The organism is Legionella gratiana, assembly GCF_001467695.1.
Lineage (GTDB): Bacteria > Pseudomonadota > Gammaproteobacteria > Legionellales > Legionellaceae > Legionella > Legionella gratiana.
Map to the genome: position 1 here is coordinate 700,746 of NZ_LNYE01000029.1, position 16,544 is coordinate 717,289.

Genomic DNA, 16,544 nt, shown 5'->3' on the forward strand with positions numbered 1-16,544 from the left:
ACTTGATTTCCTTATTCACCGTGAACAGCCAACAATAAATCCTCTAATGCTAAAGTTTGATTCACATGAATATTATGGCTCAATTTTCGCTGCAATGCATTTATTCTATCGATTTGAGCAAAAATCATAATTGGACTTAATAAAGTGGCTAAGCGTTGCAATTGATGAAGTGCAGGTCCAATATCTAAAGTTCCATTAATTTGTATTACTTGTATTTGTGAATAAGTCAAATACAAAAACCACAATAAAGTATTAAGCTCAAATTGGCTCCACTGACTGGCTACCATACACGGATACACTTCTTCTTTAATCACAGAAATCAAACCATCTAAGATAAATTCTGCTTGTTTAACAATCATTGCTTGTTCCGAGTCTCGCGGGTAATATTCCCCCAATCGCAGCAGATTTGTGGTGAATAGATCAACACATGATGCAAAATGCAGTATCTGACAACGACTTAAAACGGTAGGTAATACAGTACTCAATTGTTGAGCCACCAACAAAAACAGGGTATGTTGGGGAGGCTCTTCCAAAATTTTTAATAATGAATTTGCTGCTGAGATATTCATTCGTTCAGCGGATTCAATAACAATCAACCGATGGCTTGATCGCTGCGGCGCCAAATAAAAATAATCGTGTAACTCTCTTATTGGATCAAGCTTGATTGGCCCACCTTTTTTTTCGGGTTTAATCCACTGCAGATCAGGGTGCTCAGAACTAATAATCAGTTGGCAATCAATGCATTCACCACAAGGTTTCGTTTCTTTTTTTTTACAAAAAACGAATTGAGAAAATTTTTGAATAAAATCAATAAGAGCAGAATCTAATGAACCAACAAATAACATTCCTTGAGGCATACGTTCATTTTGCCATGCTAATTGAATTTGCTTCCACTGCGACAGATATTTTTCTTCATATAAAGAGGTTTTGGAGCTATGAGTATTATCGATCATAGCTGATGCTCTATAAACTCATTTATTACATTTTGAATTGCCAATTGTACATCCTGTAAGGGAAGTCTTGCATTAATACTCACGATATTAGCGTTCATGCGGATATGGCGAAGATAACTTTCATGCACTCGATGAAAAAATTCGATTGATTGTTGCTCAATTCTATCAAGAGAACCCCTCGATTTAACGCGCTGCATTCCTTCCTCAGGGCTGATATCTAAATATAAAGTCAAATCAGGTTTTAGTCCTTGTAATGAAAAAGAAGACAGATGCTTAATCATCTCTTGATCCAATCCACGACCACCACCCTGATAAGCCATAGTGGATAATTCAAATCGATCAGCAATAACCCAAATACCTCTTTGCAATGCAGGTTCAATAACTTGTTTCAGTAATTGGATTCTTGCTGTATAAAGGAGTAATAATTCACTACGATCATCTAAAACATCACGATAATCAGGATTTTTTATGAGATTACGTAAAATCTCACCAATAGCAGTACCTCCAGGCTCACGTGTAGTGATTGTTTTAATCCGTCTATTGGCTAATAGGTCGATCAATGTATTTACTGCTGTGGATTTTCCAGCACCTTCTAATCCTTCAATAACAATTAACTTCCCATTTGAAGATGGCATTAGGAGTCCTTTCGTTTGTATTGGTTAATTGCTTGTTTTTGTTGCTGATAAGTTTCTGAAAACTGATGTGTTCCATCGCCTTTAGCAACAAAATATAAATAATTAGATAGTTGAGGATGAGCTGCTGCATCCAAAGATTCTTTATCTACCATAGCAATAGGAGTTGGAGGTAAGCCTCTATAACGATATGAGTTATATGGTGAATCAATTTGCATATCATCATGGGACAGTTTCCCAGTGTATGCCGTGCCTAAACCATAAATGACGGTGGGATCCATCTGTAATGGCATGTTTTTATTTAAACGATTAATCATTACCCCTGCAATGAGCTTTCGCTCTTGTGGAATAGCAGTTTCCTTTTCGATAATCGAAGCTGCTGTGAGTAATTCATAAGGGTTTTTATAAGGCAAGTGAGGCGCTCTGTTAGCCCAGCACTTATTCAAATAGATAATTAAATTACGATTTGCCTGTTCTAATAAGCTCTTACTACTACTTCCACCTTGGTATTGATAAGTATCTGCAAGCAATAATCCTTCAGCATTAGAATAATTACCTTGGATATCATTCCAATCACCCGGTTGATAATTTAGATAAGCTGCTTTCGCCAAGTCTTGAGTTACTTTTTGTTGGGTAGTTCCTGCAATAATTGTAAAATTTTGTGTTAAAACATCCCCATCTACAACTCGATGAAGCAATTGTAGCGCCGTTTCACCAGGTTTTATTTGGTATATTCCAGCTTTAAGTTTTGAAGAGAGGCCTGTGAATCGAATCACCATGAGCAGAGGAGATCTTGATGGAATTAAATTTTTTTCTTTTAAAGTGTGTACAAATTGTGAAGCCGTAGCAGTACGATCAAGAGTGATAACCACCGGAACCCCTTGAATAGGAATGAGCGGTTTTGCTATCTGAATATAGATATTCACAAGAAAAAACATGCCCGACATAAAAAACAGCATTGCAATAGAGAATAACCACTTTTTATGTCTTAAAAATACCATTTAGATCCGTTTAAATATGAGACTGCCATTAGTTCCGCCAAAACCTAATGAATTGCTAAGAACATAATTGATCTCTCGTTTTTGGGGAGTATGAGGCACATAGTTCAAATCGCATTCTTCATCTGGATTATCCAAATTAATGGTCGGTGGAATAATTTGATCCCTTATTGCCAAAATGCTAAATATCGCTTCTACCGATCCAGCAGCACCGAGCAAATGCCCAGTCATTGATTTTGTAGAGCTCACAGCTAACTCATAAGCATGTTGCTTGAAGACACGCTTAATGGCTTTCGTTTCATTTAAATCGTTGAGATAGGTCGATGTACCGTGTGCATTAATATAATCAATTTGCTCTACATCTATATGCGCATCATGTATAGCCGCCTCCATTGCACGAGCCGCGCCATCGGCATCTTCATCAGGCGCAGTGATATGGTAAGCATCTCCAGACATACCAAAACCAACAAGCTCTCCATATATTTTTGCACCACGAGCTTTTGCATGTTCATATTCTTCTAATACTAGAATACCAGCTCCTTCTCCCATGACGAAACCATCTCTATCTTTATCGAAAGGTCGCGATGCTTTCTCAGGTTCATCATTGCGTTTGGATAAAGAGCGTACTGCAGAGAATCCAGCTAAACACAGTGGAGTTAAAGTCATTTCAGCTCCGCCGCATACCATAACATCAGCATCGCCATAAGCAATCATTCGTCCAGCAAGACCAATGTTATGCGTTCCTGTAGTACACGCAGTAACTACAGAAATATTAGGGCCTTTAAGCTGATGTCTAATTGAAATCTGTCCGGCAACCATATTGATAATACCCGCCGGAATAAAAAATGGAGAAACTTTTCGAGCTCCACCTGCCATAAGTTTATCTTGGTTATTCGTGATGGTTTGAATACCGCCAATACCTGCACCCACTGCGACACCAATACGCCTTGATAAATCAGCATCAATTTTTAAACCCGAATCAAGTATTGCTTCGTCAGCAGCAGCAAGACCATATTGGGTAAACACATCCATTTTACGAGCATCTTTAAGCGGAACATAGTTTTCAATGTTAAAATTCTTAACCTTAGCCCATATTCGTGTGCTGTATTCATTTGGATCAAATTCTTCTGCTAAAACTACACCACTCACACCGGCTAATATATTCTGCCAAGTTTCTTTTACATTAAGTCCAACAGGAGTAATCATACCCATGCCAGTAACTACTACACGCCGCTTATTCAATGAATGCTCCTTAAAACAAACTCTACCTCTTACACAACGGCAAGAGAAGAGATAAAAGCAATTATGCTTCTTCTTTATTTAAATTAGATTCAATATAATCAATCGCTTCTTGAATTGTGGTAATTTTCTCAGCTTTTTCATCAGGAATTTCTGTTTCAAATTCTTCTTCAAGAGCCATAACCAATTCCACAGTATCTAAAGAATCAGCACCTAAGTCATCAACAAATGATGCATCATTTCTTAATTCCTCTTCTTTAACACCCAACTGTTCAACAACAATTTTGCGAACACGCTCTTCAACTGTACTCATAACTTGATTTTCCTCTTTCGGTTGATAGAAATATTAAAAACTATAGGTATTTTACCATACTACTTCCACTTAATTTTAACTGCTTGACAAGAGCGTCAATAAATTACATTGAATTTGTAAGTATTAACACATTAAATCACTAAACTAATGTCAGTTCATTTAGCGATGTAAAAGGCACAGAAACACCTTTTATGTCGAACTCACGTTAATTATTTAAATTTAGCATCTATTCCCACAAAAAACAGTCAAAGTTAAATGGAAGTGGTATAGTTTATTCATTTATACAGATAACGCAAGTGCATTAACTCATATACATGCCACCATTGACATGAATTGTTTCACCTGTGATATATTTAGCACTTTCCGATGCAAGAAAAGCAACCGCTTCAGCGATATCAGATGGTTCGCCAAGCTTTCGCATGGGGATTCTTTTTAGCATTTCTTCTTTTACCATATCCGGTAATGAAGCAGTCATATCGGTATCAATAAAACCAGGTGCAACAACATTAACAGTAATCCCTCTGCTTCCTACTTCCTGTGCTAAAGATTTACTGAAACCAATAATACCTGCTTTAGCAGCAGTATAATTGACTTGGCCTGAATTGCCACTTGAACCAACAACTGAGCCAATGGAAATAATTCGTCCCCATCGTGCTCGAAACATCGATTTTATGCAAATTTTAGTCATCTTATATATGGAATTCAAATTGGTTTCAATGACCTTATACCATTCATCATCATCCATACGTAACAATAAGTTATCTGAGGTGACTCCAGCATTATTCACTAATATTGAAGGAGATTGATGTTCATGATTCAATTGCCCTATCACCTCTTCTATTTGCTCTGAACTAGTTACATCAAGCACTAGACCTTTTCCAGATAATTTTTCTTTCTCAAAACATGCATTGATTGATTGAGCACCTTGTTCTGTAGTTGCCGTACCGAAAACAAAAGCTCCTTGTTGTGCTAATTTCAAAGCAATTGCTTGACCTATTCCTCGGCTTGCCCCCGTAACTAAGGCAATTTTCCCCTCTAAATTGATCATTTAATTTCCTCTAATAGAAAATGTTCATCTTACACCCGTCCCGCCTATGTTCATGCTTGTCTGAGAAACATAGTTTGTTGAGCACTCTGTTACTTGGCAAAACTTGATTATTTTTAAGAATTTTCGCCGATTATGCAAATTGCTCCTCAACTTGTTCAAGGCTGATAGTATCGTAAACACTAATAGTATTTAAGCTTCTATCTATTCGTTTAATTAAACCACTAAGCACTTTTCCTGGCCCGCACTCAAGAACAAGCGCTACATCCTTCTGTTTAAAAAATTGTATCGTCTCTACCCATCGCACAGGACTATATAATTGCTCTTGCAGTTTTTTACGTATATGTTCTGCTGAATGATAAATACTTATATCAACATTACTAACAACATCAATTTTTGGCTTTTTAAATTCTACTTTAGCTAAGTATTCACCAAAAAGCGTCGCTGCTTCAGACAATAAAGGACAGTGACATGGGACACTTACAGGAATTATTTTAGCTAGTCGAGCCCCAGCTTCTTCAGCTAATCCCAAAATTCGTGTTACTGCTGGAGTATGACCGGCAACAACAACTTGTCCAATTGCATTATAGTTTGCCGGAGTAACTACTTCATTGGTTCGACTTGCTTGGTCACATAAGTTTTTTACTTGTTCATCGGTTAAACCGACAAGAGCCGCCATGGCTCCTAAACCTAAAGGCACTGCATTTTGCATTACTTGTCCTCTACGGCTGACCAAGCAAGCAGCATCAAACAATGATACAGCATCGGCACAAACTAACGCAGCATACTCACCTAAGCTATGACCAGCTATAATGCATGGTTGAGTAATATTTTGTTGCATCAATAACCTATAGACAGCGACATCTGCTGTAAGCATTGCAACCTGAGTATGCTCTGTTTGATTGAGCTTTTCTTCAGGTCCATGTTGTATAAGCTTCCATAAGTCATAGCCTACAGCCTCTGATGCTTCAGCAAAAGTCTTAACAATAATAGAATATTGCAGCTCAAAATCAGCCAACATCCCTATTGATTGTGATCCTTGCCCAGGAAATACAAATGCCGTTTTTACCATATTAAAAATAGCTCCGAACTAGATTTTAAATTTATAATTAATTAATAGCGAATAATCATAGCTCCCCAAGTCATTCCACCACCAAACGACTCAATCAATAATAACTCATCTCGCTTTATTTGGTTGGTCTTAATAGAATGATCTAGAGCCAAAGGAATGGAAGCAGCTGAGGTATTACCTTGACTGCCTATTGTAACAATTACTCGAGACATAGGTAGGTCTAGCTTCTTAGCTATAGCTTGAATAATGCGCATATTTGCTTGATGAGGAATTAACCATTGAATATCGGATTTTGTCAATTGACTAACCTCTAAAACCTCATCAACAACATCGCCCATATATTTGACCGCAATTTTAAAAACCTCATTACCACGCATACTTATCATGGCACGTTGACTATCAAATGTAGCATTACTCAAGTTTAATAATTTTTCAGCATCGTAAGATGCATGTAATACGCTTCCTACAATGCCTTGTCGATCACTTGCACTTAAAACTACAGCTCCGGCACCATCACCGAAAAGAACACAAGTTCCTCGGTCAGTCCAATCCACTGCCCGAGACATGCTTTCACTACCAATGACGAGAATATGTTTTGCTACACCAGTCATAATGTATTGTTTAGCAATATCCATAACATACACAAAACCACTACATGCAGCACCGACATCAAACGCAGGTATGGGCTTTTTAATTTTTAAAGCATGTTGCACGTAGCATGCTACCCCAGGAAAAAAATGATCTGGAGTACAGGTGGCAACCACTATTAAATCAATTTCATTAGCATCTAAACCTGATGCATTCAAGGCTTGCTCAGCAGCTTGAGCTGCCATATATGATGTAGTTTCATAAGGTTGTGCAATGCTACGACTGCTTATACCTGTTCGGGTAACAATCCATTCATCAGTGGTATCTAACATTGATTCCAATTCAAGATTGGTAAGTTGTTTCTCGGGAATATAACTTCCAGTGCCACTAATTACAGCATTTTTCATAACAGCAACCCTTGATTTATAAAATCATTTATTTGAGCACGCACTAAATCAATCACATTATTTTTTACTTCAAGAACTGCTTGCTCTATCGCATGTTGAAACCCGAGTTCATTCGCACCACCATGACTTTTAACGACTATGCCATTTAAACCGAGCATACTCGCTCCATTATAGCTGGAAGGATCAAATCGTCTTTTAAGATGCCTTAATGCCGGACGTGCAATTAAAGCTGAAAGTTTGGTATACCAGTTTTTATTAAATGATTCCATAAGTAAACTTACAAAAAGCTTTGCAAGCCCTTCACTGGCCTTCAAAGCAACATTACCTACAAATCCATCACAAACTACTAAGTCTACGTCCCCGGTATAAAAATGATCTCCTTCCACATAGCCCACATAATTCATTACTGAACACTCAGCAAGCATATGTGCAGTACGCTTGACTTGATCATTTCCTTTCATTTCCTCCACGCCAATATTGAGTAAAGCGATTTTAGGTTTAGGCTTATTAGCAACTGCTTGTACCAATGCAGATCCCATAACTGCAAACTGAAACAAATGTTCCGCACATGAGTCAACATTAGCACCTAGGTCAATGACCCAAGTTCTACCCGTTTTCGTTGGCAATTCAGAAACAATCGCAGGCCTATCAATACCGGGAAGTGTCTTAAGGACAAACCGTGCTGTAGCCATTAAGGCACCTGTATTTCCAGCACTAACACAGGCTTGCGCCATGCCTTCTTTAACTAAGTTAATTGCCACGCGCATGGAAGAATCTTTTTTATTACGCAAGGCATGAGAAGGCAATTCGTCCATAGCGACTACTTCTGATGCATGAACTATGGAAAATTGATCTGAGGATGATACACCATATTTTTTAAAAAAAGAGTGCACCTTGTCGTGAACCCCAACAAGTACTAGCTTCAATTCAGGATTATTTTTTGCCGCGCGAACACAGGCAGGAACCACTACACTTAACCCATGATCCCCACCCATCGCATCAATTGCAATGGTAATATTTTTCAAGAAAATTACTCTTGTTCGTATACGGTATCAGTATCAATAATCTTTTTACCACGATAGTAACCATCTGGTGTCATGTGATGACGAAGATGTGTTTCACCAGTAGTTGCATCAACAGAAAGTGTGGGCTTAGTCAAGGCATCATGTGAACGACGCATATCACGACGTGAGCGTGATTTTTTATTTTGCTGTACAGCCATTGTATTACTCCTAAACAATTTGCATTCATAAAGCGTGAATATTAGTGTTAATTCGATAAAATTTCAATAAAATTCACTTTCTTCCCATCAAAATTTGATTTATTTCACTGCTGCAATCACTCATTTCCGCATGAAATTGTGGTGCATAAAGATGTAATTCATCAATAAGTATGTCTTCTAGACTTACTTGTAAATTAGCAGAAACAATACACTCATAATATTCCAGTATTTGCTCTGCGCGCTCATCATTACGACATACAGCAACCACTGTCTTATTATCATATGGAAAATTAAATTCGTCTAGACAGCGCTGACATTGAAGAGGTAATTTACCTGTAACATGAAGATAAATGAGGTAAAAATCCTCCTTGGCTTCAACCCAATAAGTCACATCTAAAGAGCATGGAGCAGTTATAAAATTAGGCAAGCGTTCACTGAGCATTATTGTCCTATTTTGCGAACCGTGTTTGACCATTTCTTGTAAGTGAAGCATTATTATCATATCCTAGAATGTTATATTTTTTGCTTTAACAATGGAAAAGCAGTTAAACTCTACTGTAACCCTAGAAAAAGTTTAAGTCTGGTAAAATTAAATTTTTTCACTTTTTAAGTTTAATATTAAGCGGTATCTCAATTTTATGAAAGCTAAAGTTATTATTGGAATGTCTGGAGGAGTTGATTCCTCAGTTGCAGCATGGTTATTACAAGAAGCAGGCTATCAAGTCGAAGGCTTGTTTATGAAAAACTGGGAACAAGATGACAAAAATGAATTTTGTCCGGCAGCACAAGATTTAGCCGATGCTCAAGCAGTATGTAATCAACTGAGAATTCCTCTACATACCGTTAATTTTTCTAAAGAATATTGGCAAAATGTATTTACTTATTTTTTAAGTGAATATGAAAAAGGAAGAACTCCAAATCCTGACGTACTCTGTAATAGAGAAATAAAATTTAAAGCTTTTTTAGATCATGCATTAACCCTCGGTGCAGATTATATAGCAACAGGACATTATGCCAAAAATGTAATAGACGGAGATATTGGCTATCTATACAAAGCAAAAGATAGAGATAAAGATCAAACCTATTTTCTTCATGCCGTAGATCCCAAGGCTTTAGCAAAAACCTTATTTCCCATTGGGGATTACACAAAGCCTGAAATTAGAGAATTTGCTCAAAAGTTAGGTTTAGTAACTCAAGCTAAAAAAGACTCGACCGGGATTTGTTTTATTGGTGAAAAACGATTTAAATCCTTCCTACAAGAATTCATCTTAGCTCGACCAGGAGAAATCAAAAGCACCGAAGGAAAAGTATTGGGAAAACATGATGGCTTAATGTTTTATACCTTAGGACAACGACAAGGATTAGGTATCGGTGGACTACAAAACGCAACGGATGACCCTTGGTATGTCGTTGATAAGGATATAACGAGTAATACTTTATATATTGCTCAAGGAAATCAACATCCGATGCTTTATGCACACGGTCTCGTATGTGGTCCCATTCATTGGTTAGCCGATTGTAAGGACCAATTACCTCTTACCTGTTATGCAAAAACAAGATACAGACAAGCAGAGCAAGGATGTATGATCTCTCCAGAGGATGTAAATCAGCATTATGTGATGTTCTCAAATCCACAACGAGCGGTTACCCCAGGGCAATATGTCGTTTTTTATGATAAAAACCAATGCTTGGGGGGTGCTATTATTGAACGCATTATTAGATAATATTCAATTCGACAATTGAATTTACGTTATAATTAACGTGAGTTCGACCTAAAAGGCTTTTTCTATGCCTTTTAGGTCGCTAAACGAACGTTATCCCGTAAAATGCGCCGCATTTATACGGGATCCAGATCTAAATAAAAACAGTTCGATATAAAAAATTACTTTATTTTTTATATCGAACTGACGTTATAATTATATGATACAACGGGAGTTAAAATGGCTGCTATAGATATATCCCCTACTACCAGTGATATCCGCTTTTCTGTTAATGCCGCAGATAAAGTAGCTGAGTTGATTAAAGAAGAAAATAATTTTAACTTGAATCTTCGTATTTCTATTACGGGTGGAGGTTGCTCTGGATTTCAATATGGATTTAGTTTCGATGAAGAAATCAATGAAGATGATACAGTCATTGTGCAACAATGCTCAGATGGAACATCTTCTGTAAAACTTCTCATTGATTCAATGAGCTATCAATATTTGCATGACGCAGAAATTGATTATACTCAAGGCATACAAGGCGAACAATTTATTATCCGCAATCCGAATGCAAAAACCACTTGTGGATGTGGCTCGTCATTTAGCATTGACAATGATGAAGAATAAAAAAGACCATCATCTAAGTACGATGAAAAATTAAGTTTAGTTTTGCTAAATTCAATAAGGACGCACAATTACTTTAGTTCCTATTTCAATGAAATGATAACGTAGCCACTTAGCATCGCTAGGAGTCACACGTATACATCCATGACTGGCATTATAATTAGGTACGTCATACGAACCATGTATTGCATAATATTTTGAAAAAAACATGCAATATGGCATAGGTGAGCCGCCTTTACCTACGGGATACCGGCTTGAAACACACCCGGGACCACCTTTACTCCAAACTGTGAAAACGCCAGATGGGGTCTTACAACTGCGATGTATGTCTGGGCAATATCGTTTACCTCCCGAAGCTCTTCCTGTACGAACCACTTTACCTTGTGAATTAATAGCTTTCCATGAATGAGTATTTGGATTAAAAATAAAAGTATTTGCAACTGCGGGAGAAGAACAAAACAAATACACTAGTGGAATAAGTAAAATGAACGTTAGTGATGATAAAACAGGAGTTTGCTTTTCCATAATAATTCCTACGTATTATTCCTCTTTACTCTTTATTTTAGATTAATTTTTGATCAAAACAAAATATTTTTGAGCAACAGTGTAATAATTGTTCTACTATATTAGTTGAGCACTATTAAAAGGATTAATCATGCGTAGACTTATACCTGCAGTAACCTCTATTTTTATTAGCTGCACTATAATACCGTACACGGCACAAGCGGATAGCCCTAGCACCGCTAGTACTACAAGCACTGACACTACAAGCACGAGTACATCTAGCACTTCTCCAAGTCTTTCAAAAGATGAATGGTTTAAATCGATTACTCCTTTACTACCAGAGCTTATTTGTAAAGGATTCGAGAATGATGCTCAGTTGAAAAAACGACTTGATGATATCAAAATGACTCATGAGCAATGTCTGGCTGCAATTCCTGAAAGTGTCAGTAAATGTCAACAACAAATTTATGCAAACGTACCCGATAAACTCACTGATGAAAGCGCAGCCACTTGGGGAAAAAATCTAGGGGAATGTATAGGCAAAGACTTTGCAATTAAATATTTAATTCCAAAAAGTTAACCAGATAATGCACAAAAAATTGAATAAGCTGAGATAAAGGCTAGAAAATTTATTTTTAGCGTAGCTCGACATAAAAGGATCAGATGCCTTTTATGTCGGTTCTATTAGTTGTCTTCCCAATAATTAATCCCTGTTTTTTTGTGCAAAAACGCAACAAATGCTTGATGTGATTCAAGCTCTTCAGTGCTGGCTGCTAAGACTACTGAATGTTCTAAACTAAGCGCAGCAATTTCTTGATTCTTTGCTTTCACACGGACAGAGGTCTCTTCAGCTTCTGCAAATAAGCTGGTTTGACCACCAGTCATTGCCAAATAAACAAATGCCAAAATTTCAGCATCGAGTAAAGCTCCATGCAACTCACGATTAAAGTGATCAATTCCGTATCGCTTACATAGAGCATCTAAACTATTACGTTGGCCTGGGTATTTCTCTCTTGCTAAAACTAAGGTATCAATAATCTTGCAATAAACGTCAAGCCTCTTATTCCAGTTAATAAGCTGTAATTCTGAATTTAAAAAACCGATATCAAAAGGTGCATTGTGGATAATTAATTCTGCACCACTAATAAACTGCCAAAACTCTTCAGCAACCTCTTCAAATATAGGTTTGTCTTGTAAAAATTCGTTACTTATTCCATGAACACGAAACGCGCCCTCATCAACAAGACGTTGTGGATTAAGATAAACATGAAAATGATTTTTGGTTAATTTTCTATCAATCAATTCCACGCAACCAATTTCTATAACACGATGTCCTTGCTCATGTCCGATACCTGTAGTTTCTGTATCTAAAACAACTTGTCGCATGCTTTACTCTCTTAACTCTTCAATAGCTTGATTAGCCAAAGCGTCAACAAGCTCATTTTCCAAATGGCCTGAATGACCTTTAACCCAATGCCAATTTATTTGATGACGAGAAGCTAATTCATCAAGTAACATCCAAAGATCAGCGTTCTTTACCGGTTCTTTTTTGGAGTTTCGCCATCCCTTCATTTTCCAATTAGGCAGCCAGTCCATCATTCCTTGCCTTAAATATTGAGAGTCAGTATATAGGTCTACAGTACAAGAACGCTTTAGAGCCTCCAAGCCTTTAATCGCCGCCATAAGTTCCATACGATTATTTGTAGTATGTACCTCTCCGCCGTGTAAGGTTTTTTCCTGCCCCTTATAGCGGAGTAATACTCCCCAGCCTCCAGGCCCTGGATTTCCTTTACATGCTCCATCGGTATAGATTTCAACAATCACTTTGGATCCTCAATATCCCACAAGTGAAAAAAAGGAGTTGCAAACTCTCTGGCTAAAATTTTCTTTTTAATGAGATCAATATCAGGTGCAAAAAAGCGATCACTGTCATAGGGTTCTACATAAGTTCGTAGGCGCTGATACGCTTCTTCCAATAATCGAGATGATTGTAACGGCTTATGAAATTCTATTCCCTGACTTGCTGCCAATAATTCAATTGCCAAAATGGTTGCGGTATTATCATTCATATTGTGTAATCTTCGTGCAGCGCTTGTGGCCATGGAAACATGATCTTCTTGATTAGCTGAAGTAGGTAAACTATCTACTGAATGCGGATGAGCGAGTGCCTTGTTTTCACTCGCACATGCAGCAGCAGTCACATGGGCAATCATAAAACCTGAATTTAAGCCACTTTCTTTAATTAAAAAAGCCGGTAACCCACTAAAGTTTTTATCAATAAGTAATGCAATACGACGTTCCGCATTAGAGCCAATTTCAGCTATAGCTAATGCAAGATTATCGGCTGCCATAGCAACGATTTCGCCATGAAAATTACCCCCTGAAATAATCTGCCCTTGCTCACTAAAAACAAGAGGATTATCAGAAACAGCATTCACCTCAACTTGTAACGTCTCCTTCACAAATTGAATTTGATGGAGTATCGCGCCCATAATTTGTGGTTGGCATCGTAACGAGTAGGGATCTTGTACACGGGCACAATCAAGATGTGACTCTCTGATCTGACTTCCTGCTAATAATTCTCTATAACATGCAGCCACACTTCTCTGCGCATCATGTCCACGAACCTTTTGAATTCGATCATCAAAAGGCACATCACTGCCATTGGCAGCATCAACGGTTAATGCACCTGCTATCAGTGCTGTTTCAAACAGATTTTCCGTAGCAAACAAAGCAGTTATAGCAATTGCAGTTGAAACTTGTAATCCATTTAGAAGAGCCAACCCCTCTTTAGCTTCTAATTCAATTGGTTTTAGACCCGCAATTTTTAATCCTTCTACCGCACTTATTTTTTTCCCTTGATAACGTACTTCTCCTACACCCAATAAAGGTAACGACATATGGGCTAAAGGAGCTAAATCACCTGAAGCACCAACAGAACCTTTAGATGGAATACAAGGGTAAATCTTATGATTGTATAAAGAAATTAAAGTTTCAATCAGTTCCAACCGCACTCCAGAATAACCTTGTGCTAAATTATTTATTTTTAGTAATAATATTAAAGCTACAATTTCATCGGAAAGTAATTCACCTGTACCACAAGCATGGGAAAGAACAATATTTTTTTGTAATTGCTTTAAATTTTCTGAAGAGATGGTTTGATTGGCTAAAGATCCAAACCCAGTGTTAATGCCATACACCGTCTTTTTATCAAGAATTACTTTTTTGACAGTTTGATGGGATGCGTGAATCTGCGCAAATACATTTTCAGCTAAAGTGCACTTCATTTGCTGATTTAAAACTTGCTTAATTGACTGTAAAGTCAACGTTCCAGGTTGAAGAATAAAATGTTCAGACATTCAATTAACTCCTTGCTATTTCAAGAACATATCGCTTGGATGCAACGAAACGAACCCAGAAAATTCGTGCTCTATAAAACCTGGACCCCACCTCGCTTTACCCTGAATCTTCTACTCTAAATCTCCATAGGCAGCCAGAGCGAATTTTCTTTAGCGCATTTTTTTGCACTATCGTATCCTGCATCTGCATGCCGCATTACCCCAGTAGCTGGGTCATTATGCAAAACTCGTGCTAATCGCAGTGCAGCTTTTTCTGTTCCATCAGCAACAATAACAACTCCTGCATGTTGTGAAAAACCCATCCCTACTCCCCCACCATGGTGAATGCTAACCCATGTTGCACCACTGGCACAATTGAGTAGCGCATTGAGTAAGGGCCAATCAGAAACCGCATCGCTGCCATCCATCATTCCTTCTGTTTCACGATTAGGGCTTGCTACAGAGCCTGAGTCTAAATGATCACGACCGATCACAATCGGTGCTTTAACTTCACCGTTTCGAACCATCCAATTAAACGCTAGTGCTAAGCGTGCTCGGTCTTTTAAGCCAACCCAACAAATTCGGGCTGGTAACCCTTGAAAAGAAATTTTCTTTTTCGCCATATCTAACCAATGATGCAGATGGTGATTGTCTGGAAGCAGTTTTTTTACCATTTCATCAGTAGCATAAATATCCTCTGGGTCTCCTGATAAAGCCACCCATCTAAAAGGCCCAATTCCTTCACAGAATAGTGGGCGAATGTACGCTGGAACAAAGCCTTCAAATGCAAAAGCGTTTTTTTCTCCTGCCTCAAAAGCCATTTGCCGTATGTTATTTCCATAATCGAAAACAGGGATGCCCTTTTTTTGGAATTGCAGCATTGCATGAACTTGGAGTGCCATCGATTTCTTAGCCGCGGCCACAACGTCTTCAGGAGCAGTTTTCCGCAACTTAGCGGCATGTTCTAAAGTCCAGCCAGCTGGAAGATAACCGTTTAATGGATCATGAGCACTGGTTTGGTCTGTAACTAAAGCTGGAGAAGCCCCTCGCTCTACCAACTTCGGAAAAATTTCTGCCGCATTCCCTAAAATAGCAACAGATAAAGGAGTTTTTTTCTGACAAGATTCGTTTATCCAATTTAAAGCTTCATCTAAATCTGTGGTATAGCGATCTAAGTATTTAGTTTTAAGACGCTTTTCAATTCTTGCTAAATCGCATTCAACAGCCAAAACACTCGCTCCTGCCATTGTCCCAGCTAAGGTTTGTGCGCCCCCCATCCCTCCTAGACCGCCTGTTAAAATCCAACGGCCTTCTAAACTGCCTCCATAATGCTTACGAGCCGCAGCAACAAAAGTTTCATATGTTCCTTGCACAATACCTTGAGATCCAATGTAAATCCAACTACCCGCAGTCATCTGCCCATACATCATCAGACCTTTTTTATCTAATTCATTAAAATGGTTCCAATTAGCCCAATGAGGAACTAAATTAGAATTAGCAATGAGAACCCGAGGAGCATCTTCATGAGTAGTAAACACCCCCACTGGTTTTCCTGATTGAATTAATAATGTTTGTTCTTCATTTAAGACCTTAAGAACCTCAACAATTTTGTCAAAACAATCCCAATTACGTGCCGCTTTCCCCAATCCTCCATAAACAACTAAAGAATCAGGATCCTCTGCTACTTCGGGATCAAGATTATTGCAAAGCATTCGTAGCGCAGCTTCTGTAAGCCAACTTTTAGCTTGTTTTTCAGTGCCTCGATTAGCTTTAATTATCCGATTTTTAGTGTTCGCATTCATACAGAATCCTCCCTTATAGAGAATCAAAATAGAAGCATGATACACTAGAGAAATTTAAGAGCATAGACATCAATGTAAGTTATAAAATAATAAATTTATTTTGC

19 protein-coding genes are annotated in these 16,544 nt (G+C 37.9%); 3 read left to right on the forward strand and 16 right to left on the reverse strand.

What is annotated here, in order from left to right:
- Positions 1-11: 11 nt before the first annotated feature.
- The 11 genes from Lgra_RS16085 to Lgra_RS16135 form a co-directional block, all read right to left on the reverse strand.
- Positions 12-953: a DNA polymerase III subunit delta' C-terminal domain-containing protein gene (locus tag Lgra_RS16085; RefSeq protein WP_058500165.1), complete on the reverse strand. Its 942-nt coding sequence runs from the start codon at positions 951-953 to the stop codon at positions 12-14.
- Positions 950-1,588, reverse strand: coding sequence for a dTMP kinase (gene tmk / locus Lgra_RS16090; RefSeq protein WP_058500166.1), 639 nt, complete (start codon positions 1,586-1,588; stop codon positions 950-952). The genes Lgra_RS16085 and tmk overlap by 4 nt, the downstream gene beginning before the upstream one ends.
- Entirely contained in the window at positions 1,588-2,586 is a 999-nt protein-coding gene (gene mltG / locus Lgra_RS16095; protein ID WP_058500167.1) for an endolytic transglycosylase MltG, read from the reverse strand. Before mltG ends, tmk begins: the two co-directional genes overlap by 1 nt.
- Complete coding sequence (fabF, locus tag Lgra_RS16100; RefSeq protein ID WP_058500168.1) at positions 2,587-3,825, reverse strand: beta-ketoacyl-ACP synthase II; 1,239 nt, start codon at positions 3,823-3,825, stop codon at positions 2,587-2,589.
- 61 nt (positions 3,826-3,886) lie between these two features.
- Positions 3,887-4,135, reverse strand: coding sequence for an acyl carrier protein (gene acpP / locus Lgra_RS16105; RefSeq protein ID WP_058500169.1), 249 nt, complete (start codon positions 4,133-4,135; stop codon positions 3,887-3,889).
- Between the two features lie 301 nt (positions 4,136-4,436).
- The gene (gene fabG, locus Lgra_RS16110) at positions 4,437-5,183 is read right to left on the reverse strand and encodes a 3-oxoacyl-ACP reductase FabG (RefSeq protein ID WP_058500170.1); all 747 of its coding nucleotides are present in this window, start codon (positions 5,181-5,183) and stop codon (positions 4,437-4,439) included.
- A 130-nt stretch (positions 5,184-5,313) separates the two neighbouring features.
- On the reverse strand, positions 5,314-6,252 hold the full coding sequence (fabD, locus tag Lgra_RS16115; protein WP_058500171.1) for an ACP S-malonyltransferase: 939 nt from the start codon (positions 6,250-6,252) through the stop codon (positions 5,314-5,316).
- Positions 6,253-6,293: 41 nt separating this feature from the next.
- The gene (locus Lgra_RS16120) at positions 6,294-7,247 is read right to left on the reverse strand and encodes a beta-ketoacyl-ACP synthase III (protein ID WP_058500172.1); all 954 of its coding nucleotides are present in this window, start codon (positions 7,245-7,247) and stop codon (positions 6,294-6,296) included.
- Positions 7,244-8,272 (reverse strand): phosphate acyltransferase PlsX, encoded by a 1,029-nt coding sequence (plsX, locus tag Lgra_RS16125; protein ID WP_058500173.1) that lies wholly within the window; start codon positions 8,270-8,272, stop codon positions 7,244-7,246. Before plsX ends, Lgra_RS16120 begins: the two co-directional genes overlap by 4 nt.
- Positions 8,273-8,277: 5 nt before the next feature.
- Positions 8,278-8,469: a 50S ribosomal protein L32 gene (gene rpmF / locus Lgra_RS16130; protein WP_003631757.1), complete on the reverse strand. Its 192-nt coding sequence runs from the start codon at positions 8,467-8,469 to the stop codon at positions 8,278-8,280.
- Between the two features lie 73 nt (positions 8,470-8,542).
- Positions 8,543-8,962 (reverse strand): YceD family protein, encoded by a 420-nt coding sequence (locus Lgra_RS16135; protein WP_058500174.1) that lies wholly within the window; start codon positions 8,960-8,962, stop codon positions 8,543-8,545.
- A 124-nt stretch (positions 8,963-9,086) separates the two neighbouring features.
- Here Lgra_RS16135 and mnmA point away from each other — a divergent pair, with 124 nt between their 5' ends.
- Complete coding sequence (gene mnmA, locus Lgra_RS16140) at positions 9,087-10,193, forward strand: tRNA 2-thiouridine(34) synthase MnmA (RefSeq protein ID WP_274519574.1); 1,107 nt, start codon at positions 9,087-9,089, stop codon at positions 10,191-10,193.
- A 216-nt stretch (positions 10,194-10,409) separates the two neighbouring features.
- Positions 10,410-10,799: an iron-sulfur cluster insertion protein ErpA gene (erpA, locus tag Lgra_RS16145; RefSeq protein WP_058500176.1), complete on the forward strand. Its 390-nt coding sequence runs from the start codon at positions 10,410-10,412 to the stop codon at positions 10,797-10,799.
- Positions 10,800-10,850: 51 nt separating this feature from the next.
- Here the strand turns inward: erpA and Lgra_RS16150 are convergent, their stop codons facing one another.
- Positions 10,851-11,321 (reverse strand): L,D-transpeptidase, encoded by a 471-nt coding sequence (locus tag Lgra_RS16150; protein ID WP_058500177.1) that lies wholly within the window; start codon positions 11,319-11,321, stop codon positions 10,851-10,853.
- A 130-nt stretch (positions 11,322-11,451) separates the two neighbouring features.
- Here Lgra_RS16150 and Lgra_RS16155 point away from each other — a divergent pair, with 130 nt between their 5' ends.
- A complete protein-coding gene (locus Lgra_RS16155) occupies positions 11,452-11,880 on the forward strand; it encodes a hypothetical protein (RefSeq protein ID WP_058500178.1) in 429 nt (142 codons plus the stop codon).
- Positions 11,881-11,984: 104 nt separating this feature from the next.
- On the opposite strand, the gene dnaQ is transcribed toward Lgra_RS16155, so the two are convergent.
- From dnaQ to hutU, 4 genes are all read right to left on the reverse strand, one after another.
- Positions 11,985-12,686 (reverse strand): DNA polymerase III subunit epsilon, encoded by a 702-nt coding sequence (gene dnaQ, locus Lgra_RS16160; protein ID WP_058500179.1) that lies wholly within the window; start codon positions 12,684-12,686, stop codon positions 11,985-11,987.
- A 3-nt stretch (positions 12,687-12,689) separates the two neighbouring features.
- The gene (rnhA, locus tag Lgra_RS16165) at positions 12,690-13,124 is read right to left on the reverse strand and encodes a ribonuclease HI (protein ID WP_058500180.1); all 435 of its coding nucleotides are present in this window, start codon (positions 13,122-13,124) and stop codon (positions 12,690-12,692) included.
- Positions 13,121-14,659, reverse strand: a complete 1,539-nt coding sequence (hutH, locus tag Lgra_RS16170) for a histidine ammonia-lyase (RefSeq protein ID WP_058500181.1) — start codon at positions 14,657-14,659, stop codon at positions 13,121-13,123. The genes rnhA and hutH overlap by 4 nt, the downstream gene beginning before the upstream one ends.
- Before the next feature lie 116 nt (positions 14,660-14,775).
- Positions 14,776-16,440 (reverse strand): urocanate hydratase, encoded by a 1,665-nt coding sequence (gene hutU, locus Lgra_RS16175; RefSeq protein ID WP_058500182.1) that lies wholly within the window; start codon positions 16,438-16,440, stop codon positions 14,776-14,778.
- Between the last annotated feature and the right edge of the window lie 104 nt (positions 16,441-16,544).